The sequence below is a fragment of the Kribbella endophytica genome (assembly GCF_054781295.1).
Window position 1 is genome coordinate 101,142 of the sequence record NZ_BAAGUR010000006.1, and the last position, 26,915, is coordinate 128,056.

Sequence of the window (26,915 nt, forward strand, 5' to 3'; positions counted from 1 at the left end):
ATGCTCGCCACCTGGCCCGCGCTCTTCGCCGACCACGTCCGCAGCACCCCCGACGCGGTCGCGGTGGTGTTCGAACAGACCTCACTGACGTACGCCGAACTGGACCGCGCGGCGGACCGGCTGGCCCGGGTCCTGGTGGCCCAGGGCGCCGGTCCGGAGCAGGTGGTCGGGCTGGCGCTGCCGCGGTCGATCGCGTTGATCGTCGCCGAGGTCGCGGTGCTGAAGAGCGGTTCGGCGTACCTGCCGCTGGACGTCGACTACCCGGCCGAGCGGATCGCGTACATGCTCGGCGACGCGCGGCCGACCTGCCTGGTGACGACGGCCGAGCTGGCCGAGCGGCTGCCGGACGGGCCGGTGATTCCGCGAATCCTGCTGGACGAGGACACGTACCCCGCGGAAGGGCCGTCGTACCACGGCGAGCTGCCCGAGGTCGAGGTCAGCAACGCGGCGTACGTGATCTACACGTCGGGGTCGAGCGGTCGGCCGAAGGGCGTCGTGCTCTCGCACACCGGCGTGGCCAAGCTGGTCGCGACGGGTCGGGAACGGTTCGGCCTGACGCCGGACGATCGGGTGCTGCAGTTCGCGTCGCCGAGCTTCGACGTCGCGTTCTTCGACCTGTGTCTGGCGCTGCTGATCGGCGGCCGGCTCGTGATGGTGCCGTCCGACCTGCGGCTGCCCGGTCCGGAACTGACCGAGTACGCCGCGCGGCAGGGCGCGACGTTCATGATCCTGCCGCCTGCTCTGCTTGCCGCGCTGCCCGAGGACCTAGCGTTGCCTGCTGGTGCGACGCTGCTGGCCGGGACCGAGCGGGTCTCGCCCGAACTGGTCGCGCGGTACGGGCGCGATCGGCGGATGTTCAACGCGTACGGGCCCACCGAGGCGACGGTCAACTCGACGCTGGGGGAGTCGCACCCGGATCGGTTGCGCGGTCCGGTGGTGCCGATCGGCATCGCGGATCCGATGACGACGGCGTACGTCGTCGACGCCACGATGCAGCCGGTCGCGCAGGGCGAATCGGGCGAGCTCTATCTCGGTGGTGCGGGGCTGGCTCGCGGGTACCTGGGTCGTCCTTCGTTGACCGCCGAGCGGTTCGTCGCGGACCCGTTCGGGGTCGAGGGCGGGCGGCTCTACCGGACCGGCGATCTGGTGCGGACCAACGAGGACGGCGCTCTGGAGTTCCTCGGCCGGGTCGACGACCAGGTCAAGATCCGCGGGTACCGGATCGAGCCGGGTGAGATCGAATCGGTGCTGGCCGCGCATTCCGAGGTGCGGCAGGTCGCTGTGGTCGCGCGGGCCGATGGCGACGGCGAGCAGCGACGGTTGGTCGCGTACGTCGTACCGGGTGCTTCGGACGAGCCGCCGGCCGCGCGGGTCGACGAGTGGAAGCAACTGCACGAGTTGCTGTACTCCGCGGCTGATCAGGCGGAGGAGGGGTTCACCGGGTGGAACAGCAGCTACGACGGCAGCCCGATTCCGCTGCCGCAGATGAAGGCCTGGCGGGACGCGACCGTCCGGCGGATTCGCGCGTTGCACCCTCGGCGAGTTCTGGAGATCGGTGCGGGTAGCGGGCTGATCCTGACTCAGCTCGCGCCGCACTGCGAGTCGTACGTCGGGACCGATCTGTCCGAGAAGGCGATCGACGCGCTGCGCGTGAAGGTCGCGGCTCTGGGGTTGGCGGAGAAGGTCGAGCTGCATGCGCAGCCTGCGGACGACTTCACCGGGTTGCCGGAGGGGACGTTCGACACGGTCGTGGTGAACTCGGTCGTGCAGTACTTCCCGAGCGCGGACTACCTGACCGCCGTACTGCGCGGTGCGCTGGAACGCCTGGCGCCGGGTGGCGTGATCTTCATCGGGGACGTGCGAAACCTTCGGCTGCTGCGCGCGCTGCGGGCGGCGACCGAGGCCGGCAAGCACGGGCGGACGCCGGAGCAGCTGCGGCAGATCGTCGACGCGGCGGTCGAGCGTGAGGGCGAGCTGCTGCTGGATCCGGACTACTTCCCGGCGGTCGCGCGCGAGCTCGGGCGGGTCACATCGGTGGACGTTCGGGTGAAGGAAGCGGACTACCACAACGAGCTGACGCGGTACCGGTACGACGTGGTGCTGCGCACCGGGCCGGTCGCGGTCGAGGATCCGGTCGCCGAGCTGACCTGGGGCGAGGACGTTCGGACGCTCGAGGATCTCGAGGCGTGGCTGTCGGGCAACGTGCCGTGCGGTTCGCTCGGGAGTGTGAGCGCGGTGCGGGTCTGTGGGGTGCCGAACTCGCGGCTGGCGGCAGATCTGTACAAGCTGCGGCAGATCGATGGTGGGGGCTGGGTCGCGCCGGGGGTTGATCCGGAGGATGCGGCGGGGCTCGCGAGCAAGCTCGGGTACGAGGTCGCGGTGACGTGGTCGGCGGCCGGGAGCGAGGGCGAGCTCGACCTGTTGTTCGTGAACGGGGAGCTGCCGGCGCAGGCCTATCGGCCGGGGCCGCTGCGGAACCCGGCGTCGCTGGCGAACGAGCCGGCCGGCGTACAGGACGCTGCTGGGTTGATGCGGGCGTTGCGGGGTTATGTGGCGGACAAGCTGCCGGCGTTCATGGTGCCGGCGGCGTTTGTTGCCGTCGACCACCTTCCGGTGAATGCCGCGGGCAAGCTTGACCGGGCCGCGCTGCCGGTGCCGAACTACGCGGGGCTGTCGACCGGGCATGCGCCGAACACGCCGCGGGAGAAGGTGCTGTGCGCGGTCGCGGCCGAGGTGCTCGGGCTGGAGACGGTCGGGGTCGACGACGACTTCTTCGCGCTGGGCGGGGACAGCATTTCGTCGATCGGGTTCGTCGTACGGGCGCGGGCTGCTGGATTGACGTTCTCCACGCGGCAGGTGTTCGAGCGGCGAACTGTTGAGGCGCTCGCGGTGGTTGCCGTGGAGGCGGTCGAGGTGGGGGAGTCGGCCGGGGCGATGAGCCTGGTCGCGCTGGATGACGACGAGATGGCGGAGTTCGAAGCCGAATGGGGACGTTCGTGAGTGCAGGGTCCGGCCTGGAGGACGTACTACCGCTGTCGCCGTTGCAGGAAGGGCTGTACTTCCTGACGTTGCTGCGAGACGGGGGGCCTGACTTCTACACGTCGCAGTTCGTTTTCGAATTGCGGGGTGAGGTTGATGCTTCTCGGCTTCGCGGTGCGGCGCAGGGGTTGCTGGATCGGCATCCGCATTTGCGGTCGGCGTTCCGGCAGCGGAAGACCGGTGGGGTGGTCGCGCTGGTGCCTGCGGTGGTTGAGCTGCCTTGGCGTGAGGTTGAGCTGACGGAGGCTTCGCTGGCCGGGGTCATCGACGCGGATCGGGCGGCGTCGTTCGATCCGGGGCAGCCGCCGATGATGCGGGGGCTGCTGGTGCGGCTGCCGGATCGGGTGGTGTTCGTGCTGACGCACCACCACCTGCTGCTCGACGGGTGGTCGGTGCCGTTGGTCGTCCGGGAGTTCTTCGCGCTGTACGCCGGACGCGAGCTGCCGCCCGCGATGCCCTACCGGGATTACCTTGCCTGGTTGGGGAAACAGGACGTTCCGGCCGCGAAGGTGGCTTGGTCGGAGGCGCTGGAAGGCTTCGAGGAGCCGACGCTGGTCGGTCGCGAGCAGGAGGGGCCCAGTGCTCCCGTTCGGTTGACGCGGCGGTTGGATGCTGCGACGACTCAGCGGTTGGACGAGGCCGCGAAGGCTGGTGGGTGGACGCCGAGCCTCGCCGTACAGGCTGCTTGGGGGATGGTGCTGGCTCGGCAGACCGGGCGGCAGGATGTGGTCTTCGGTACGACGGTGTCGGGGCGGCCGCCGGAGCTGCCCGGAGTTTTCGAGGCTGTCGGGTTGTTCATCAACACGGTTCCGGTGCGGGTTCGGCTGGATCCGGCGGAGAGCGTTCGGCAGTTGCTGCTGCGGCTGCGGGGTGAGCAGACTCGGCTGCTCGACCATCATCATCTGAGCCTGGCGGAGATCGGTGCTGCCGACTTCTTCGACACGGTCACGGTCTTCGAGAACTGGCCTGAGGACGGGACCGACGCTGCTGCTGGGTCGGGGCTGCAGGTGGACTCGTTCGAGATCCGGTCGGTGACGCACTACCCGATCTACCTGGCGGCAACGCCTGGTTCGGCGCTGGAGCTGCGGTTGCATCATCGGCCGGATCGGGTCGATGCGGCGACTGCCGCGGATCTGCTGGACCGGTTGGTGCGGGTGCTCGAAACCTTTGCTGCTGAGCCGGAGCGTCGGCTGGCGACCATCGACGGGTTGAGCGCGGATCAGCGCTCCGAGCTGCTTGAGGGGTTCAACGACACCGCGCATCAGGTTGCGCCAACGACCTTGGATGCGATGTTCGACGAGCAGGTACGGCGTACGCCGGATGCTCCTGCGCTGGTTCTGGACTCGGTCGAACTGACCTACGCCGAGCTGGACGAGCGCGTGAACCGTCTGGCTCACTCGCTGACCAGGCGGGGGATTGGGCCGGGCGCGGTTGTCGGGGTGGTGCTACCGCGGTCGTTCGAGCTGGTGGTGGCGCTGTACGCGATTCATCGGGCGGGGGCTGCTTATCTGCCGCTCGATGCGGAGTATCCGGCGGATCGGTTCGAGTTCATGCTGCGGGACGCGGGGGCGTCGCTGGTGCTGCGGCTGGGGGAGCAGTTGCTTCCGGCAACTGGTGTCGAGGAGTTGGTTGTTGACGGCCCGGAGTTGGTGGCCGAGCTGTCGTCGTACGGGTCGGTGATGGTCGAGCGTCGGACGACGCCGGCGCTTCCGGCGTACGTGATCTACACGTCCGGGTCGACCGGGCGGCCCAAGGGTGTGCTGGTGCCGCATGCGGGGGTGGTGAACCGGCTGGCGTGGATGCAGGGGACGCATCCGTACGGGCCGGGGGATCGGGTGTTGCAGAAGACGCCGGTCACGTTCGATGTTTCGGTGCCGGAGTTGTTCGGGGCGTTGGCTTGTGGGGGGACGCTGGTTCTGGCGCGGCCGGGCGGGCATCGGGAGCCGGCGTACTTGGCCTCGCTGATCGCGCGTGAGGGGATCACTTCGGCGCATTTTGTGCCGTCGATGTTGGCTGTGTTCTTGGATGAGCCTGGGGCTGCGTTGTGTCTTGGGCTTTCGAGGGTTGTTTGTAGCGGGGAGGCGTTGCCGGGGGAGCTTGCGGAGCGTTTTCACCGGGTGCTGCCGGGGGTGCGGCTCGACAATCTGTACGGGCCGACTGAGGCGTCGGTGGAGATCACCGGGCATCGTTCGTTGCCTGGGGCTAGTGGTGGTGTTGCGTCGGTGCCGATTGGTGGGCCTACGTGGAACAGCCAGGTGTATGTGCTTGATGGGGCGTTGCTGCCGGTGCCGGTGGGTGTGGCGGGAGAGCTCTATCTGGCTGGGGCTCAGTTGGCGTACGGGTACTTGGGTCGGTTTGGTCTGACTGCTGAGCGGTTTGTTGCCAGTCCGTTTGGGGTGCCGGGTGCGCGGATGTATCGCACGGGGGATCTGGTGCGGTGGACGGCTGATGGGTCGCTGGAGTTTGTTGGGCGCGTTGACGATCAGGTGAAGCTGCGTGGGTTCCGGATCGAGCTGGAGGAGATCACGGCAGCGATCCTGCGGGATCCGGCGGTGTCCCATGCGGTGACGATCCTGCGGGACGAGCAGTTGGTTGCGTACGTGGTTGGTGGTGTCGAGGGGCTGAGGGATCGGCTGCTGGCGACCTTGCCGGAGTACATGGTTCCTGGGGTTGTTGTGCCGGTGGAGGGGATTCCGGTGACTGCGAACGGCAAGGTCGACCGGGCGGCCTTGCCGGTGCCGGAGGTTGCTGGGCGGGTGGGGGCGGCGGTGCCGCGGACTGGTACTGAGGCTTGGGTGGCTGAGCTGCTGGCTGAGCTGCTGGGGGTGGAGCGGGTTGGGGTTGACGACGATGTGTTCGGGCTGGGGGTCAACTCGCTGACGGTGATGCGGTTGGCGGCTCGGGCTCGGGCCTCGCGGGGTGTGGACATTGCGTTGGGGGTGGTGTTCGAGCAGCGGACTGTGAGCAGGCTGGCTGGGTGGTTGGACGCCCAGGGGCCTCCGGAGGTGGGGCCTCGGCTGGTGGCGGTGGAGCGGCCGCAGCGGTTGCCGTTGTCGGCTTCGCAGCGGCGGATGTGGATTCATCATCGGCTGAATCCTGAGGACCCGGCGTACCTGGTGCCGTTGGCTTGGGAGATCGAGGGCGAGCTCGACACGGACGCCTTGAGGTTGGCTCTGCGGGACGTGGTGGGGCGGCACGAGGTGCTGCGGACGGTGTACCCGGATCACGACGGCACGCCGTACCAGCGAATCCTCGAGATGGCCGAGCCGGTGCTGGTGGTCGACGAGGGCGATCTTGAGACCGCGGCGCGGGTGGGATTCGACCTGACGGTTGAGGTGCCGTTGCGCGCGCATGTCTTCCGGGGATCCGTGCTGCTGCTGGTGATTCATCACATTGCGTACGACGAGTGGTCGATCGATCCGCTGCTCGCGGATCTGCGGGATGCGTACGCCGCGCGGCTGCGGGGCAAGGCTCCGGAGTGGGAGCCGCTGCCGTTGCAGTACGCCGACTTCGCGGTCTGGCAGGCGGCGCGGATCGACGAGGTGGCCTCCGAGCAGCTCTCGTACTGGCGTGAGCAGCTCGACGGGATGCCGGAGGAACTCGTCCTGCCGGTCGATCGGCCGCGGCCGACCGTTGCGTCGCCGGAAGGTGGGTCGACGCCGATCGCGCTCGATGCCGAGCTGACCGAGCGGCTGCGGGGAGTGGCTCAGCAGCACGGCGTCAGCATGTTCATGCTCGCGCATGCGGCGGTTGCGGCGTTGCTGAGCCGGCTTGGGGCGGGGACGGATCTGCCGCTCGGTACGCCGGTTGCTGGTCGGGCCGATGCGGCCTGTGACGACCTGGTCGGGTTCTTCCTGAACACGGTCGTCCTGCGCACCGACACCTCGGGTGACCCGTCGTTCGCTGAGCTGCTGGACCGCGTGCGGCGGCTGGACCTGGCGGCGTTCGAGAACAGTGATCTGCCGTTCGAGCAGGTGATTGAAGCGATGGGGCCGGAGCGTTCGGCGGCGCGGAATCCGTTGTTCGACGTGATGGTCGTGTACATCGCGGCGGCCGAGGGTGAGGGGTTGTCGCTGGCTGGTACGACGGCGCGCCCTCGTCGGCTGGAGACGACTGCGGCGAAGTTCGATCTGTCGTTCGACTTCGTGGAGTCGGCGGCTGGCGGGATCAGCGGGCGGATCGAGTACCGGGCTGAGTTGTTCGACTCGTCGACGGTTGCGCGGTTGGCCGAGCGGTTGGTATTGCTGCTGGAGCAGGTCGCGGATGATGCGTCGCGGCGGTTGTCCTCGGTGCGGACTGTGCTGGCCTCCGAGGATCTCGATGGGTGGAACGAGACGGCGCATGAGGTTCGCGCGACGACGTTGCCGGAGCTGTTCGCCGAGCAGGTTGCGCGGACGCCGGATGCCGTTGCTTTGATCACCGATCACGAGCAGCTGACGTATGCCAAGCTCGATCGTCGGATCGATGGGCTGGCTCGCCACCTGTTGGTGCTCGGCGTGACGCCGGGCTCGGTGGTGGGGGTGAAGTTGCCGCGGTCGGTGGAGCTGGTGGTTGCGCTGTACGCGGTGCAGCGCGTGGGGGCCGCGTACTTGCCGATGGATCCGGAGCTGCCGCAGGAGCGGTTGGAGTACTTGGTCGAGGATGCGAAGCCGGTCTGCGTCATTGATGCTGGTCTGCAGATCGCGGCGGACATGCAGTCGGTGGGCGGGTCTGCGGGGCGACCGGGGAAGTCGACCTCGCTGGTCGCGCCGGCCGACGATCGAGGCGTTGAGCCTGTCTTCGTGCCGGTGTCGCCGCAGCATCCGGCGTACGTGATTTACACGTCGGGCTCCACCGGGCAGCCCAAGGGTGTTGTCGTGCCGCATGCCGGGATTGTGAATCGGCTGGCTTGGATGCAGGACGAGTATGGGCTGACGGCAACGGATCGTGTGCTGCAGAAGACGCCGGCTGGGTTTGACGTGTCGGTGTGGGAGTTCTTTTGGCCGCTGCAGGTTGGGGCGGCGCTTGTGCTGGCGAAGCCGGACGGGCACAAGGACGCGGCGTACCTGGCTGATCTGATCGACCGGCATGGCGTGACCACCGTGCACTTCGTGCCCTCGATGCTTGCCGCGTTCGTGGCTGAGCCGGCGGTTGCTGGGTGCGCGAGCTTGACCAGGGTTGTGTGCAGCGGCGAGGCGTTGCCGACCGAGCTGGCGGATCGGTTCCGCGCGGTGCTGCCCGGCGTACGGCTGGACAATCTGTACGGGCCGACGGAGGCGTCGGTCGATGTCACATTCTTCGAGGCTGGCTCGTCGCTGCGGACGGTTTCTGGTTCGGTGCCGATCGGGCGGCCGGTGTGGAACACGAGCTGCCATGTGCTCGACGCTGCGCTGCAGCCTGTTCCTCCTGGTGTGACGGGAGAGCTCTATCTCGCGGGGGACCAGCTCGCGCACGGGTACCTCGATCGTGCGATGCTGTCGGCCGAGCGGTTCGTGGCCAGTCCGTTCGGGGCGCCGGGGGCGCGGATGTATCGGACCGGCGATCTCGCGCGGTGGTCGGCGGACGGGGTGCTGGAGTTTGCCGGACGGGTGGATCAGCAGGTGAAGCTGCGCGGGTTCCGGATCGAGCTGGGCGAGATCTCGGCCGCGTTGCTGCGCGATCCCGCGGTCTCGCAAGCGGTTGTGGTGGTGGACGAGAACCGGCCGCAACTGATCGCTTACGTGGTTGCCGCCGATGGGTTGGAGCCCGGGGAAGGGCTTGATGTGGAGCGGTTGCGGGTGGGGTTGGCGGGGAGGTTGCCGGAGTACATGGTGCCTTCGGTGGTGGTGGTGATTGATGCGATTCCGGTGACTGCTAACGGGAAGTTGGATCGGAAGGCTTTGCCGGGGGTGGACTTTGGGGCGCGGGCTGGGGGTGCGTTGCCGCGGAGTTCGGATGAGGCTGTGCTGGCTGGGATTGCGGCTGAGTTGCTGGGGCTGGAGCGGGTGGGGGTGGACGACGATCTGTTCGGGCTTGGGGCGGACAGTATTACGTCGATTCAGTTGGCTGGGCGGGCTCGGGCTGCGGGGGTGGTGTTTGCGCCTCGGGTTGTGTTTGAGCGGCGTACGGTTGCGGGGGTTGCTGCGGTGGCTACGCGGACCGCGGTGGTTGAGGAGGCGCGGGAGCAGGCTTGGGGGGCGGTGGCGGTGCCGCCGGTTGCGTTGGCTCATCTGGAGTTGGGGGCGGCTGGGGATCAGTTCAATCAGTCGGCGGTGTTGTGGACGCCGGCGGGGATTACGCATCAGCAGTTGGTCGACGTACTGGGGGCTGTGGTTGATCGGCATGACGTGCTGCGGGCGACGCTGACGGAGGATGGGCTGGTTGTGCCTCCGCCGGGGCGCGCGCCTGTGGTGGAGGTTGAGGCTGGCGACGGCCAGGCGGTGGCGAGGCGCCGGGAACTGGATCCGCGGCGGGGCGGGATGCTGCGGGCGGTGTGGATTGGTGGGGATCGGCTGTTGCTGGTGGCTCATCATCTGGTGGTTGACGGGGTGTCGTGGCGGATCATCGGTGAGGACCTGGCAACGGCTTGGGAGGCTGTTGCTGCGGGCAAGAAGCCGGTGCTGGGGGCAACGACTTCGTACCGGCGGTGGGCCTCGGAGCTGCGGGCGCAGGATCACGGTGACGAGCTGGCGACCTGGCGGAACATGCTGGCTGGGGACGATCCGTTGCTTGGGCGGCGGGCGTTGGATCCGGCGCGGGACACGGCGGCGACGACCGGTGAGGTGATGGTGACGTTGCCTTCGGCGCAGACCGCTGCGCTGCTGGGTGCTGTGCCGATGGCGTTCCATGCGGGCGTGGACGACGTACTGCTGACTGGTCTGGCGACGGCTGTTGCTGAGTGGCGGGGTGGCAGCGAGGTGCTGCTGGATCTCGAGCGGCATGGGCGTGACGGCGAGCTGGATGTGTCGCGGACTGTTGGATGGTTCACGACGGTTCATCCGGTGCGGTTGAACGCTGCCGGGCTGCGTGCGACCGATGCGGTGAAGGCTGTCAAGGAGCAGTTGCGTGGGGTTCCGCGCGGCGGGGTCGGGTACGGGTTGTTGCGGTACGTCGACGCGGCGGCTGCGGCGGTGCTTGCGCACGAGCGGCGGCCGCAGATTCTGGTGAATTACCTCGGACGGGTCGGTACGGCGCAGCCGCGGGCCTGGGGGCCGGTCGGGGACGACTCGTTGTTGCCGCCGGCACGGGGTGCGGAGATGCCGACGGGGTACGCGCTCGAGATCAACGCAGTCACGCGAGAAGGGGCCGAGGGCCCGCGGCTTGTTGCCTCGTTCACCTTCAGTACGGGGGTGCTGGCGGAGTCGGCGGTTGCCGAGCTGGCTGAGCGCTGGATGGCTTCCCTGACCGACTTGGCTGGGCTGGCCGACGTACCGGGTGTTGGTGGGTTCACACCGTCGGACTTCGCGTTGGTGGACGTTGCGCAGGGTGAGCTCGACGAGTTGGCCGGTGCGTTGCCGGGGTTGACCGAGGTTCTTCCGTTGTCGCCGTTGCAGACCGGGTTGTACTTCCACACCGCTTTCGAAGGGGGACAGTTGTACGTCGTCCAGCAGCTGATCGAACTGTCCGGACCGCTCGACGCGGCCGCGCTGCGGGTTGCCGCTGAGCGGATGGTCGAGAGGCACTCGGCGCTGCGCGCGGGCTTCCGCGAACTGGCCGACGGCCGGCTCGTGCAGGTCGTTGTCGAGACCGCTGCGCCGGAGTGGGCGGAGGTTGCGGGTGGGGATCTGGAGGAAATCGCGCGGGGCGAGCGAGAGCGGCCGTTCGATCTGGCGACTCCGCCGCTGCTGAGGCACGTGCTGGTGCGGGTTGATGAGGACCGGCATGTGCTGGTGCAGACCGCGCACCACTTGGTTGCTGATGGGTGGTCGGTGCCGATCATGATCGGGGATCTGCTGGGTGGGTACGAGGGTGAAGAGCATGCTGGGAAGGCGCCGGCGTACTCGGAGCACTTGACGTGGTTGGCCGGCCGGGACTTGGAGGCGGCGCGCGAGGCGTGGAGCGGAGCCCTGGCTGGGGTTGACGAGCCGACGCAGTTCGCGGCTGCTGTGGCTGAGGCGGCGGAGGCGGCGGGCGCGGGTGCTGAGGCAGGGCGAGTGGCCGGTGCGAGTGGGGAGCGGCGGGTCAACTTCGAGCTGTCGCCTGAGCTGACTGAGGTGCTGGTTGCGCGCGCCCGTGAGCTGGGGGTGACGGTCAGCACCGTCGTGCATGTGGCTTGGGGGTTGCTGGTTGCTCGACTGACCGGCAAGCAGGATGTGGTGTTTGGGTCGACGACTTCGGGGCGTGGGACTTCGGTGCCTGGGGTCGAAGAGATGGTTGGGCTGCTGATCAACACCGTGCCGGCGCGGTTGCGGGCGGTTGCGGGGGAGAGCCTTGCCGATCTGCTGAGTCGCTGGCAGGGCGAGCAGGCGGCGCTGCTTGATCACCAGCACTTGGGGTTGGCCGAGATTCAGCGGCAGATCGGTGTAAGTGAGCTCTTCGACAGTCTTGTGGTGGTCGAGAACTATCCGGACAACGGCGGGACGCAGACCGGCGAGCTGACGATCGAGAGCATCGAGTACACGGACGCGACGCACTACCCGCTGACCCTGCTCGCCGAGGTTGGGGAGACTCTGGCGCTGGAGTTGCGGCACGATCTTGCGCTGGTGGGCGACGAGGCGGCGCGGACGTTGGCTGACCGGTATCTGCGGATTCTGGAGGCTGTCGCTGAGGAGCCGAGCCAGGTCGCGACCGCCGTACAGGTGATGGGAGAGGCTGAGTACGACGTTGCGCTGGGCAACGATGCGGTAGTGCCTGTGGTGGACGAGACGATTGCTGATCGGTTTGCTGCGAGGGCCGCAGCGTCTCCAGAGGCGATTGCAGTCACCGCACCTGAGGCCTCGTTGACCTACGGTGAGTTGGACGCTCGCTCCAACCGGCTGGCTCGGCTGCTGATCGAGCGTGGGGTCGGCGCCGAGTCCGTGGTCGCCGTCGCGCTGCCGCGTAGTGCGGACCTGATCGTCGCGCTGCTTGCTGTCGTCAAGGCCGGCGGTGCGTACTTGCCGCTCGACACCGGCTATCCCGCAGACCGCCTTGGGTTCATGCTGGCCGACGCGAAGCCGGTCTGCGTGCTCACGACCACTCGCGATCGCGGCGCGCTGCCGTCGGACGCGCTGGTGCCGTTGCTGCTGATCGACGACGCCGATCTCGAGCGCCTCAGCGCCGCGCCGATCACTGAGCGGCGTGCGGAGCCGGCCAACCCGGCGTACGTGATCTACACGTCCGGGTCGACCGGGCGGCCGAAGGGTGTCCCGGTGCCGCACGAGAACGTGGTGCGGTTGCTGGATCGGACCGAGGCGTGGTTCGGGTTCGACCACACTGATGTGTGGACGATGTTCCACTCGGCGGCGTTCGACTTCTCGGTGTGGGAACTGTGGGGTGCGTTGTTGTACGGCGGTCGGCTGGTCGTCGTCGACAACACGGTCGCGCGGGATCCGGAGCGGTTCCACGCGCTGCTGAAGAGCGAATCCGTGACCGTGCTCAACCAGACGCCGTCGGCGTTCTACCCGCTGATCGATGCGGTCGGGTCGGGGCAGTTGAGCTTGCGTTACGTCGTGTTTGGCGGCGAGGCGCTGGATCTCGCGAGGCTCGAGCCTTGGTATGCGCAGCAGGGGGATGGCGGGCCTCGGCTGGTGAACATGTACGGGATCACTGAGACGACCGTGCACGTGACTTACCTGGAGCTGGATCGCGAATCGGCCGCGGGGGCGAGCGGCAGCGTGATCGGCGTACCGATCGACGATCTTGCGGTTCGGGTGCTGGATCGGTTCCTGCAGCCGGTGCCGTTGGGTGTGACGGGGGAGATGTATGTCAGCGGCGGGCAGGTTGCGCGGGGGTACCTCGCGCGGCCGGGGCTGACGGCGGAGCGGTTTGTCGCGGATCCGTACGGCGCTGCTGGTGCTCGGCTCTATCGCACGGGTGATCTGGCGCGGCGGCTGGCCGACGGGTCGCTGGAGTATCGCGGGCGGGCGGATCAGCAGGTGAAGATCCGCGGGTACCGGATCGAGCTGGGCGAGATCGAGGCTGTGCTGCTGAGCGATCCTGCGATTGCGACGGCGGCTGTTGTTGCGCGGGAGGATCTGCCGGGGGTTGTTCGGCTCGTCGCCTATCCCGTGGCTGTGGGTGGGCGGGAGTTGGATGTGCAGGCGGTTCGGGCGCGGGTTGCTCGGGCGCTGCCTGAGCACATGGTGCCGGCCGCGTTCGTGCCGGTGCCGGTGCTGCCGCTGACGCCGAACGGGAAGCTGGATCGGCGGGCGTTGCCGGCGCCGGACTTCTCCGGTGGTGGGTCTGGGGTGCGTCCTGTGAATGCGATGGAGGACGCGTTCTGTGGGCTGTTTTCTGAGGTGCTCGGGGTTGAGCGGGTCGGTGCTGATGACGACTTCTTCGGGCTGGGTGGGGACAGCATTGTTGCCATCAGTTTGGTGAGTCGGGCTCGGAAGTTGGGTTTGAGGATTTCGCCTCGGGATGTGTTCGAGCAGCGGACGCCTGGGGGGCTGGCGGGGATTGTTCCGGAGCAGCCTGGCGGTGGTGCTGACTTGAAGGGCGGGGCGGGTGCCGGCCTGATTGGTGCTGGGGGCGCGGGTGTGGGCGGCGGCGGGGGCGCGGGTGTGGGCGGTGCCGGGGATGGCGTTGGGGCCGTTACTCCTCTGCCGATTGTTTCTCGGTTGTCGGAGTGGGGTGGGGCGATTGGGCGGTTCAACCAGTCGGTGCTGCTGCGGACGCCGACTGGTGCTGATCAGGATCGGCTGGTTGCGACGCTGCAGGCGGTGGTCGACCATCACGACGGGCTTCGACTGTCATTGAGTCGGCCGTTGCCGGTGTTGTGGTCGTTGGAGACGACGGCCGTCGGCACTGTGAGTGCGGCGAGCGTCTTCCAGCGGGTTGAGGCTGCGGGGCTGAGCGATGAGGAGCTGCGGGCTCGGATCGCGGCCGAGTCGGATGCCGCTGCGGATCGGCTTGATCCGGACAGCGGCGTGATGCTGCAGGTGGTGTGGTTCGACGGGGCTGGGCTGTTGCTGATCGTCGCCCATCACCTGGTGGTCGACGGGGTTTCGTGGAACATCCTGATCGAGGATCTCGCCGCCGCCTACGACTCGGCGGAACTGCAGCCGGTCGGTACGTCGTTGCGTGGGTTTGCGCGCGAGTACGCCGAGCAGGCACAGGATCCGGCGCGGTTGGCGGAGCTGGAGCACTGGACGACCGTGCTCGCGCCTGGGGCGGAGCTGTCGGACGGACTTGCTGGTACGACGTTCGGTGCGGTCACCGATCACATCGTCACCGTGCCGTCGGCGACGACGAAGGCTGTGCTGACGACGGTTCCGGTGGCGGCGAAGGCCGGTGTGACCGATGTACTGCTGGCTGCCCTGGGGACTGCGGTCGCGCGCTGGCGTGGTGCGGGTGAGCTGCTGGTGGATCTCGAACGGCACGGGCGGGAAGAGCTTGCCCACGGCATCGATCTGGCGCGGACGGTTGGCTGGTTCACTAGCATCGCGCCGGTGCGGTTGAGCGTCGGTGCCGATCCGGCCGAGACGTTGGGGTCGACGAAGGCGGCGCTGGGGATCGCGCCGGACAACGGGATCGGCTACGGGATGCTGCGGTACGCGAATGCGCGGACCGTGCCGCTGCTGGCCCGGATGCCGCAGCCGCAGGTGCTGTTCAACTACCTGGGCCGGTCCGGTACGAAGGCGACCGCCGGGACGGACGCCGCCGAGGCTGCTTGGGTCTCGGTGCCAGAGGCTGACGCAATTGCGGGTGCGCCGGATGCTGACCTTGGGGTGCCGTATCTGCTCGCGGTGAATGTGGAGTGCCGGGAGACTACGGACGGACCGGTGCTGCGGGCTGCCTTCGGGGCGGACCAGCAGCAGCTGTCCGCGGCGGATGTGGAGGTGCTGGGAGCGCATTGGGGCGCAGTACTTGAAGAGCTGGCTGAGCCTGCGACTGCCGAGGCGATGCTGCGGTTGGCGCCCTCGGACCTCGAGCTGGTGCAGCTCGACGGCGCGCAGCTTGACCGGGTGACGGCGGCTGCCGGTACGGCGATCACGGACGTCTGGCCGCTGTCGCCTTTGCAGGAGGGGCTGTACTTCCAGCACGCGCTGGACAGCGATTCCGACGCGTACACCGCGCAGTTCTCGCTCGACTTCGGGCATCGGCTGGACGCGGATCGGTTGCGGGCCGCGTTCGGCACGATGATGGACCGGTACCCGAACCTTCGGGCCGGGTTCGCCTCGGACGGCCTGCCGGATCCCGTGCAGTTCGTGGCCGCTGCTGTCGACGTACCGCTGGTGGAGATCGACCTGCGTGCCGAGGCCGATCCGGAAGCGAAGGCCGCTGAGCTGGCGGCGGCGGATCGGGCGCAGCCGTTCGATGTCGCGCGGCCGCCGTTGTTCCGGGCGTTGCTGATTCATCTGGGCGAGGGGCACGATCGGCTCGTCATCAACCGTCAGGTGTTGATCTGGGACGGGTGGTCGGGTGGGCTGGTGATTGATGAGTTGCTGAAGCTTTACGGGGGCGAGGTCGTTGGGGTGCGGGCGACCTCGTACCGCGACTACTTGTTGTGGTTGGGGGAGCAGGATGGTGAGGCTTCCGAGCGGGCTTGGGCGGAGGCGCTGGACGGGTTCGAGACGCCGACGTTGGTGGCTCCGGAGGCTCGGAGTGCGACGCCGAGTGAGCCTGAGCGGACCGAGCTCACGCTCGACGCGCGGTTGAGCGACGGGCTTCGGGCCGCAGCGAGGGCTCAGGGTGTCACGCTGAACGCCGTACTGAACGCGGCCTGGGCGATGGTGCTGTCGGCAACGGTCGGCAGTGACGACATCGTCTTCGGCAGCACGGTGTCCGGGCGGCCGACGGACCTGGACGACATCGACGCGGTGATCGGCCTGTTCCTGAACACGGTGCCGATCCGGATCGGGCTCGACCCGTCCGAATCGGTCGGCGAGCTGTTCGGGCGGATCCAGCGCGACCGCGTCACGCTGATGCCGCACGAGTACCTCGGGCTGAGCGCGATCCAGCGGTCGGCCGGACACACGCGGCTGTTCGACACGTTGTACGTGCTGCAGAACTTCGTGGACTACAAGGCCGACGACGCGATGAGCCGCGAGTACGGCATCACCGGATCGTCGAGCCTGGACCACACGCACTTCCCGCTGACGCTGGTGGTCGCGCCGGCGGAGACGATCCGGATCCGGCTGGAGTACCGGACCGATCTGCTCGACGCGGAGCTTGCGGTCGGGATGATGAGCCGCTTCACGCTGCTGCTCGAGCAGCTGGCCGACCCGGCTGCGGCGGCTCGTCCGGTCGCAGCGCTCGACGTACTGCGGGATTCCGAGCGCGCGGCGTTGGCTGATGAGTGGCAGTCGGCCGAGCATCCGGTGTCGGCGGAGACGTTGCCGGAGATGTTGTCCGAGCGGGCGGTCTCCATTCCTGACGAGATCGCGCTGGTCTTCGGCGACGAGCAGGTGACGTACGCCGAGTTGGACGCGCGGATCCAGCGGCTGGCGCGGCTGCTGCTGACCGAGGGCGCTGGTCCGGAGCAGGTGATCGCGCTGGGCATTCCGCGGTCGGTGGACACCGTGGTCGCGCTGTTCGCCGTACTGGCTACTGGTTCGGCGTACCTGCCGCTGGAGCTGGATCACCCGGTCGAGCGGCTCACCAGCATGCTGGACGACGCCGGGCCGCGGTTGCTGATCACGACGAACGCCGTCGGGGCGACGCTGCAGGCGTCGTCGGTGCCGATGGTCGCGTTGGACGACGTTGCGACGCGGGAGCGGTTGGCCGGTCTGCCGGCGGAGCCGCTGAGCGCCGAGGAGCTCGGGCGGTTTGCGCCCGGGATGCCGCAGCGACTCGAGCACCCGGCGTACGTGATCTACACGTCCGGTTCGACCGGCCGGCCGAAGGGCGTGGTGACGCCGCACCGCGGGCTGACCAACATGCAGCTGAACCACCGGCAGGAGATCTTCGACCCGACGGTCTCCGCGGCCGGGCGGCGGTTGCGGATCGCGCACACGGTGTCGTTCGCGTTCGACATGTCGTGGGAGGAGCTGCTCTGGCTCGTCGAGGGTCACGAGGTGCACGTCTGCGACGAGCAGTTGCGGCGGGACGCAGCTGGGCTGGTTGCGTACTGCGACGCGCACCAGATCGATGTGGTGAACGTGACGCCGACGTACGCGCACTACTTGTTCGAGGCCGGGCTGCTCGACGACGGGCCTGGCCGGCATCGGCCGGTGCTCGTGCTGCTCGGTGGTGAGGCTGTGCCGACGTCGGTGTGGGACAAGCTGCTGCACACCGAAGGGACCGCTGGTTACAACCTGTACGGGCCGACCGAGTACACGATCAACACTTTGGGCGGCGGTACTTATGACAGCGCTACGCCGACCGTCGGGAAGGCGATCTGGAACACCCGCGGGTACATCCTCGACGCGTGGCTGCGGCCCGTCGTACCGGGTGTGGCGGGAGAGCTCTACATCGCGGGCGAGGGTCTGGCGCGCGGGTATCTGGATCGGCCGGCGCTGACGGGTGAGCGGTTCGTCGCGGACCCGCAGATTGCGGGCGGGCGGATGTACCGGACCGGGGACCTGGTGCGGCAGCGGCCGGACGGGAACCTGGACTTCCTCGGACGGACCGATGACCAGGTGAAGATCAGGGGCTACCGGGTGGAGCTGGGTGAGGTCGAGGCGGCGCTGCTGCGGGTGCCGGGCGTCGCGCATGCGGCAGTGGTTGCCCGTGACGACGATCGCGCGCCGGGGCTGCGGAAGCTGGTCGGCTATCTCGTTGCTTCGGGCACCGAGGACGAGCAGCGGCTGGCGCTCGAGGCCGAGCAGGTCGGGGAGTGGCAGGACATCTACTCGGCCGAGTACACCGAGATCCCGACCGCGATCGGCAACGAGGACTTCGCGGGCTGGGACTCCAGCTACGACGGCGAGCCGATCCCGGTCGAGGCGATGCGGGAATGGCGTACGACGACCGTCGAGCGGATCCGCGAGCTGAAGCCGCGGCGGGTGCTGGAGATCGGTGTCGGGACCGGGCTGCTGCTGGACCAGCTCGGGCCGGACTGCGAGGCGTACTGGGCGACCGACTTCGCGGCGCCGGTGATCGAGAAGCTGCGGGCGACGATCGCTGGCGACGAGCGGTTCGGACGGGTGGAGCTGCGGTGCCAGCCGGCGGATGACCTGTCCGGGTTGCCGGCTGGGTTCTTCGACACCGTGGTGATCAACTCGGTGATTCAGTACTTCCCGAGTGCGGACTACCTGACATCCGTGCTGTCCGGGGCGCTGGAGCTGCTGGCGCCGGGTGGGCAGGTGTTTGTCGGCGATGTGCGGGATCTGCGGTTGCTGGAGATGTTCCACACCGACACGCAGGCTGCGCGGGTGACTGATCCCGCGGGGCTGGCGGTTGCGGTCGAGCGGGCGATGGAGCTGGAGAAGGAGCTGCTGCTGGATCCGGCGTACTTCTCGGCGTTCGGAGCTGCTGAGGTGCGGGTGAAGTCGGGTGTGTACAGCAACGAGCTGACGCGGTACCGGTACGACGTCGTACTGCACAAGTCGATGCCTGCGATGGATGTCGCTGATGCGCCTGTCGTTGCCTGGGCTGGGCTGGACGCGTTGAAGGAGGCTCTGGAGTCTGCGGAGCTGTTGCGGGTGACGGGGATTCCCAACACCCGGTTGCAGCGTGAGTTCGGCGACGGCGGTCCGTGGACGGACGACACGGTCGGGGAGTTGGAGCGGCTGGGGCGGCGGGTGCAGGTGACCTGGTCGCCGGATGCTGTCGATCAGCTTGAGGCTGTGTTCGTGCCGGAGGGCGTTGTGACCGGCACCTATCGCGGCGAGGCCGCGGTCGTGGCCAATTCGCCGTTGAAGAGCCGGACCGCGGCGGCGCTGGTCGCGCGGGTTCGGGCTTCGCTGGTGGACGAACTGCCGGACTACATGGTGCCGGCGGGGTTGCTCGTGCTGGACTCGTTGCCGACCAACGCGAACGGGAAGCTGGACCTCAAGGCGCTGCCCGACGCGGCGCCGAGTGTCACGCGGGTGGAGAGCCGGCCTGCTGCGAACGCGACCGAGATCGCTTTGTGCGCTGCCTTCTCGGAGGTGCTCGGGCTGGACCAGGTGGGCGTCGAGGACGACTTCTTCGCGCTTGGCGGACACTCGCTGCTGGCGACGCGGTTGGTGAGTCGGATTCGGGCTGAGCTGGATGTGCAGTTGGCGATTCGGGATCTGTTCGAGGCGCCGACGGTGTCGCAGTTGGCGTTGCGGGCGCAGGCTCCGGTTGCCGGTGAGCGGCCGGCGTTGGTGGCTGGTGAGCGGCCGGAGCTCGTGCCGCTGTCGGCGGCTCAGTTGCGGTTGTGGCTGACTGACGAGCTGGACGGTACGGCGGCGTACACGTATCCGCTCGTGGGTCGGGTGACCGGTGCGCTGGATCTCGCCGCGCTTGAGGCGGCGGTTGGGGACGTGATGTGGCGGCACGAGTCGCTGCGGACTGTGATCGCGGTGCAGGACGAGACGCCGTACCAGCTGGTGCTGGATTCGCTGGGCCAGTTGGTGTCTGTGACCGATTGCGACGAGGCGTCGTTGCCGATGCTGGTCGAGGAGTTGGCGGGGAAGCCGTTCGACCTTGCGAGCGAGCCGCCGATCCGGGTCGACGTGCTGCGGTTGTCGCCGCAGGAGCATGTGGTTGCCATCAGCCTGCATCACATCAGCACCGACGAGTGGTCGGATCGGCCGCTGCTTGGCGACCTGGCGACGGCGTACGCGGCTCGGCTTGAAGGGAAGGTGCCGGAGTTCGAGCCGCTGCCGGTGCAGTACGCGGACTACACGTTGTGGCACCGGCGACTGCTTGCCGAGGGCACGCGTGGTGCGGAGCAGGCGGCGTACTGGAAGGAGACGCTGGCGGAGCTGCCGGACGAGATCCGGTTGCCGGTCGACCGGTCGCGTCCTGCGGAGCGGCTCGGCGTGAGTGGTCAGGTCGAGCTGGAATTGCCGCGGAGCACGTACGACGGGCTGCGGGCGTTGACGCTGCGGACCGGGACGAGCTTGTCGATGCTCGCGCACACGGCGGTGGCGACGCTGCTGCATCGGCTCGGATCCGGAGACGACATCCCGTTGGGTGTGCCGATCGCCGGGCGGACCGATGCGGCGCTCGACGGGCTGGTCGGGTTCTTCGTGAACACGCTGGTACTGCGGACGGACCTGTCGGGTGATCCGACGTTCGTCGAGCTGCTGGCGCGGAGCCGGGACGCTGATCTCGCGGCGTTCGATCACTCGGATCTTGGATTCGACGACGTTGTAACGCTGCTCAACCCGCAGCGGGTGGCGGGGCGGAATCCGTTGTTCCAGGTGATGACGGGGTACCACCACCGGACCGGCGCGGACGGGTCGTTGCTGGGGCTGCCGACCGAGTGGTACCCCGTGCCGCCGGGGCCGGCGAAGTTCGACCTCGACTTCACCTTTGTCGATCGGGTGGAGTCGGATGGTGCGCTGACGCTCTTGCTGGATTACGCACGGGATCTCGCTGATCCGGAGACGGCTTCGGCGTTGCTCGCGTCGTTGGCTCGGCTGCTCGAACTCGTTGCCGGGTCGCCGGATGTGCCGGTGGGTGAGCTGCCGCTGCTGGACGAGGTCGGGCGTGCTCGGGTGCTGGCCGAGGCTTATGGGCCGACGCGGGCGTTGCCGGAGACAACTGTTGCTGGGGTGTTCTTCAGTGCGGCTGCTGCTTTCCCGGAGCGGACGGCGTTGGTGACGGCTGAGCGGGCTTGGAGCTTTGGTGAGTTGGCCTCGCGGGTTGGGGCGATCGCTGGGGCGTTGCAGGGGCAGGGTGTTGGGCCGGGCGATGTTGTTGGGTTGAAGTTGCCTCGGGCAGAGATGGTGCCGGCGATTCTGGGGGTTCTGACTGCTGGTGCGGCGTACTTGCCGCTGGATCGCGAGCTGCCGGCTGAGCGGCTCGAGCTGATGATGTCGGACGCTGCGGTTGCTTGCGTGCTGGACAGCGGTTGGGATGTGCCGGACGGTGCGGCGTTCGAGCCGGTCGTCGTACCGGGAGACAGTGCGGCGTACGTGATCTACACGTCGGGGTCGACCGGGCGGCCGAAGGGTGTCGTCGGCACCTATCGCGGGCTGCTGAACCTGTACGTGTCTCAGCTGGCCGATCTGATCGGCCCGGCGTCGGGTGATCGCGTACTGCGGGCGTTGCACTCGGCGTCGTTCACGTTCGACGCTTCGCTGGAGCCGGTGCTGTGGTTGCTGGCCGGGCACGAGTTGCACGTGCTGGATCTGGAGCAGGTGCAGGATCCTGGTGCGTTGCTGGGGTACTTGGAGTCGGCGCGGATCGACTACCTGGATGTGACGCCTAGCTATCTGGCTGAGTTGGTCGAGCTGGGGTTGCTGGATGGGCGGTACCGGCCGGGGGTGCTCACCGTTGGTGGTGAGGCGATGCCGGCCGATCTGTGGGAGCGGTTGTGTGCGCTGGACGGTTTGAAGGTGCACGACGTTTACGGGCCGACCGAGTACTCGGTCGACGCCTACAGCTGGCACGGTGATGGCTGGGCGGCGCCGGTGGGGAACACGGCGGCGAAGGTACTCGACGCGCGGTTGCAGCCGGTGGGGATCGGGGTGCCGGGTGAGCTGTATCTGAGCGGTGCGGGATTGGCTCGCGGGTACTTGGGTCGGCCTGGGTTGACGGCCGACCGGTTCGTTGCGGATCCGTACGGCGGGCCGGGTTCTCGGATGTACCGGACCGGTGATCTCGTACGGCGGAAGTCGGACGGGAGTCTGCAGGTGCTGGGGCGGACCGACGACCAGGTGAAGCTGCGGGGGTTCCGGATCGAGCCGGGGGAGATCGAGGCTGTGCTTCGTGGGCTCGACGGGGTTCGTGCTGCGGCGGTGGTCGTCCGTGAGGACGTGCCTGGGGTGCAGCGGTTGGTGGCCTACATGGTGGGTCAGGTGTCGGTCGATCAGGTTCGTGCTGAGCTGGGTGGGCGGTTGCCGGCGTACTTGGTGCCGTCGGCCTTTGTTCTGCTGGCGGCGCTGCCGTTGACGATCGCGGGGAAGCTGGATCGGCGTGCGTTGCCGGCGCCGGAGTTGTCGGTCGAGGAGCTGCGGTCGCCGTCGACGCCGGGGGAGAAGCTGGTCGCCGAGGTGATGGCGGCAGTGCTGGGTGTGGATGAGATCGGGGCTGACCAGGACTTCTTCGCGCTCGGCGGGAACTCGCTGCTGGGGATGCGGGTGGTGTCGAGGCTTCAGTCGGAGATCTCTTTGAGGACGCTCTTCGAAGCGCCGACTCCGACTTTGTTGGCCCAGCGCCTGGCTGTGGTCGGTCCGGTGGCGCCTGGTGCCGACGCGGCGGGCGGGCGGGCCTTCGGGCCTCCGCTGGTTGTTGCCGATCGGCCGGAGCGACTCCCGCTGTCGTTTGCTCAGCAGCGGATGTGGGTGCTGAACCAGGTGTCGACCGGTGCCGCGTATAACATTCCGTTGACGTGGCGGCTGCGCGGATCGCTGGATGTCGACGCGTTGCGGTCGGCACTCGGGGATCTGGTCGGGCGGCACGAGGCGCTGAGGACTACCTTCCCGTTGGCTGACGGACAGCCGTACCAGTTGGTGGTCGACGCTGCGCCGGAGCTGACGGTGCACGAGGTCGATCCTTCGGGGCTCGATCGTGCGGTCGAGGCTGCGGCGGCGTACGAGTTCTCGCTGGAGACGGACACGCCGGTCCGGGGATCGTTGTTCCGGGTCAGCGAGGACGAGCACGTCCTGCTGGTGCTGATCCATCACATCGCGGCGGACGAGTGGTCGGATCTGCCGTTGATCCGGGACCTGACCACGGCGTACGAGGCACGCGTCGCGGGTGTTGCGCCTGACTGGGCGCCGCTGCCGTTGCAGTACGCCGACTACACGCTCTGGCAGCGGCAGCTCGATCACGAGGCGCAGCTGGATCACTGGCGTCGGACGCTCTCCGGGCTGCCGGAAGAGCTCTCGCTGCCGACGGATCGCTCGCGGCCGTTGGACCCGGACGGGCTCGGCGGTGAGGTTCGCTTCGCTGTCGACGAGGAGCTGAGCAGTCGGCTCAGGGACCTGGCGCAGGAGCACGGCGCGAGCATGTTCATGCTCGTCCACGCCGCGGTCGCCGCGCTGCTGCACCGGCTCGGAGCCGGACCCGACCTGCCGATCGGTACGCCGATCGCCGGCCGCCCGGACGACCGGCTCGCGGAGCTGGTCGGGCTGTTCCTCAACACCGTCGTCCTGCGCACCGATCTGTCCGGCGACCCGACGTTCGCCGAGCTGCTCGGGCGGGTGCGTGACACCGATCTTGCGGCGTACGAGAACGCCGATGTGCCGTTCGATCAGGTCGTCGAGGCGATCAACCCGGCGCGATCGCTGGCGCGGCATCCGCTGTTCCAGGTGATGGTGATGTACCTGCACGGCGCCGGCGCCGATCGCGGGCTTGCCCTGCCGGGGCTGGAGATCGACGCGGTTCAGGTGGACGACCCGACGGCGAAGTTCGACCTGTCGTTCGACTTCGCCGAAGTTGAGGCCGGGACCGAGGCGACGATCCGGTACAGCCGTGAGCTGTACGACGAGCGGACCGTGCAGGGCTTCGCCGACCGGCTGGTCGCGATCCTGCGGGCGATGGCGGACGACCCGTCTGTGCGTGTGGGCAGCGTCGACGTGCTCTCCGCCGGAGAGCGCGAACTCGTGCTGAACACGTGGAACGCCACCGAGGTCCCGGTCGCCGAGACGACGCTGATCGCGGAGTTCGAAGCGCGGGTGGCCGAGGTCCCGGCGGCGGTCGCGGTGTGGACCGAGCAGGGCCAGGCGACGTACGCCGAACTGGACGCCGAGGCGGTGCGCGTGGCCAAGCTGCTGCGCGATCACGGCGTCGGTCCGGGAAGCGTTGTTGGCGTTGCGGTGCCGCGATCGGTCGCGATGGTCGCGACCGTGCTCGGTGCGTTGAAGGCCGGCGCGGCGTACCTGCCGCTCGACCTGACCCACCCGTCGGATCGCCTGGCGTACATGCTGATGGACTCCGGCGCGCAGATCGTCGTCGGCACGGAGTCGATCGTTGCCGAGCTCCCCGAAATCGGCTCCGGCCGGCTCGTGCTGCTCGACGCGCCGGAGACGGCCGCGCGGCTGGCGTCGTACGACGTGGACTGGACCTCTGGGCCGGATCTCGGGCTCGAGCAGGCGGCGTACGTCATCTACACGTCCGGCTCGACCGGGCGGCCGAAGGGTGTTGTCGTCCCGCACGAGGGGATCGGGTCGCTGGTCGCGACTGCCGTCGAGACGATGGGGCTGCGGCCGGACGGTCGGGTGCTGCAGTTCGCGGCGGTCGGGTTCGATGTCGCGGTCTTCGAGTTGGCGATGGCGTTGTGCACCGGGGCTCGGTTGGTGATCGCGCCGGAGGAGGTGCGGGTGGCCGACAAGGTGCTGTCGGACTTCGTTGCCGACACCGGGATCACGCACGCGATCCTGCCGCCGTCGCTGCTGTCCGCCCTGCCGCCGGAGTGCGACCTGCCGGAGGGGATGACGGTGCTCGTCGGCACCGAGATCGTGCCGCCGGACCTGGTCGCGCGGTGGGCCGACACGTTGCGGATGTTTGTCGCGTACGGGCTGACCGAGGCGACGGTGAACTCGACGCTGTGGCGCACGCGGTCCGACTGGACCGGCGCGCTGCCGATCGGCGGGCCGGACCCGAACACGAAGACGTACGTGCTGGACGCGAACCTGCGGCCGGTCGCGCCGGGGGTTGTCGGCGAGCTGTACGTCGCCGGGCGCGGGCTGGCGCGTGGGTACCTCGGGCGGCCGGCGCTGACGGCTGAGCGATTCGTCGCTTGCCCGTTCGATGCCGGCCGGATGTACCGGACCGGTGATCTCGCGCGGTGGCGGTCGGACGGGAGTCTCGACTTCCTCGGGCGCGGGGACGACCAGGTGAAGGTGCGCGGATTCCGGATCGAGCTGGGGGAGATCGAGGCGGTGCTGGCCGCGCATCCCGCCGTACGGCAGGTTGCTGTGACGGTGCATCGGACGTCCGGGGTGACGCGGTTGGCGGCGTACGCGAATCTGGATGATCCGACGGTGGAGGCCGCTGAGCTGCGGGCGCATCTGGCGGCGAGCTTGCCGGAGTACATGGTGCCTGCGGCAATGACTGTGCTTTCGTCATCGTTGCCTTTGACGCCTAATGGGAAGTTGGACCGGGCGGCGCTGCCGGCGCCGGACTTCGGGGCGGCCTCGACGGGGACTGCGCCGACTACCGCTGTCGAGCGGGTGTTGTGCTCGGCGTACGCCGAGGTGCTGGCGTTGCCCGCTGTCGGGATCGAGGACGACTTCTTCGCCCTGGGTGGGGACAGCATTCTGGCGATCAAGTTGGTCAGCCGGGCTCGGGCTGCTGGGTTGCAGGTGACGCCGCGGGAGGTGTTCCGGCATCGGACGGTTGCGGCGCTGGCTGCTGTGGCTTCGGAGTCTCGGGTTGTTGTGTCTGACAACGGAACTGGGGATGTGCCGGCGAGTGCTGTGCTGCGGTCGCTGTGGGAGGCTGCTGAGCCGCTCGATGGGTTCAGTTCGCCTGCTCTGGTGCAGGTTCCGGCTGGGATTTCTGAGTCGGCTGTTCATGGTGTGTTGCGGGCTGTTGTCTCGCGGCATGATCTGTTGCGGGCTGCGCTGGTGCGGCCTTTGGATTCGCCGTGGTCCTTGCGGGTGCCTGCTGGGGGTGCTGTTGATCCTGCTGCGTGGACCGAGCGGGTGGATGTGTCGGGGGTTGAGGAGCTGACCGAGTTCATCACCCGGCATGCGGCGGAGGCGACGTACCGGCTGGATCCCGACGCTGGGGAGATGGTGCGCGCTGTCTGGTACGACGCTGGGCCTTCGCGGGCTGGGCGGTTGTTGCTGCTGATCCACCACCTGGTGGTTGACGGGGTGTCTTGGCGGATCCTGCTCGAGGATTTGGCGTTGGCGGCTGGTGAGGTGGCTGGTGGGCGGGTGCCGCTGCTGCCTGCGGTGCCGACGTCGTTCCGTCGGTGGACTTCGCGGTTGATCGATGCTGCTTCAGCGCGGGCTGACGAGCTGGGGTTGTGGACCGGGATGTTCGAGGGGGCTGCTGGGTTGCCTGTACTGCGGGCGGTTGATCCGTCGGTGGATGTGGTCGGTGCGCCGGTGGTTGCTTTGAGGCTGCCGGCTGAGGTGACGTCGAGGCTGTTGTCCGAGGTGCCTACGCGGTTGGGGGTTGGCGTCGACGACGTCATGCTCGCTGCGCTGGGGTCGACGGTGGGCACCGGGGGGACGGTGGTCGCCGTACAGACGCATGGGCGGCAGGAGCAGGTTGCTGGTGAGGTTGATTTGTCGCGCACTGTTGGGTGGATTGCGGACCTCGTCCCGGTCCGAGTTGATGCCGGGGACGACGTCGAGGCGGCGGCGCAGCAGGTTGCGGCCCACCGTCGTGGGTTGCCGGATCAGGGCGCTGGGTACAGCCTGCTTCGCTACCTGAACCCGGAGACCTCACCGGTCCTGGCAGCTGCCGGTGCGCCAACCATCACCTTCAACTACGAAGGGCGGTTCGACCGCCCGACGGAGAGCGACTGGGCGTCGGTCCCGGAGGCGGACGAGGTCTTCGCCGAGTGGGGTACCGATCGGCCGGCGCACTACGCCCTGTCGGTCTTCGTCCGAGTGGCCGACCGGCCGGAGGGCCCGGAGCTGATCGCCGAGTGGCACGCTCCCGAGGAGGTGCTCGACAGCACGACGGTGAAGCAGTTGGCCGAGCGCTGGCTAGAAACCCTGCGGGCTCTCTCCATCTGAACACCTTCGCCCCGGCCTGGGCCGGGGCGAAGGTGAGCGAGGGTATCCGGGGAC

General features: G+C 68.5%; 2 protein-coding genes. Both read left to right on the forward strand.

The window, feature by feature from the left end; translation table 11 throughout:
• Positions 1-3,000 (forward strand): amino acid adenylation domain-containing protein, encoded by a 3,000-nt coding sequence (locus ACYVIO_RS38480; protein ID WP_460655940.1) that lies wholly within the window; start codon positions 1-3, stop codon positions 2,998-3,000.
• A complete protein-coding gene (locus ACYVIO_RS38485) occupies positions 2,997-26,861 on the forward strand; it encodes a non-ribosomal peptide synthase/polyketide synthase (RefSeq protein WP_460655941.1) in 23,865 nt (7,954 codons plus the stop codon). Before ACYVIO_RS38480 ends, ACYVIO_RS38485 begins: the two co-directional genes overlap by 4 nt.
• The last annotated feature ends 54 nt before the right edge of the window (positions 26,862-26,915 follow it).

Excerpts from the sequence above, each read along its gene's own strand:
- ACYVIO_RS38480 (WP_460655940.1), top strand. The coding sequence starts at position 1 with ATGCTCGCCACCTGGCCCGCGCTCTTCGCCGACCACGTCCGCAGCACC.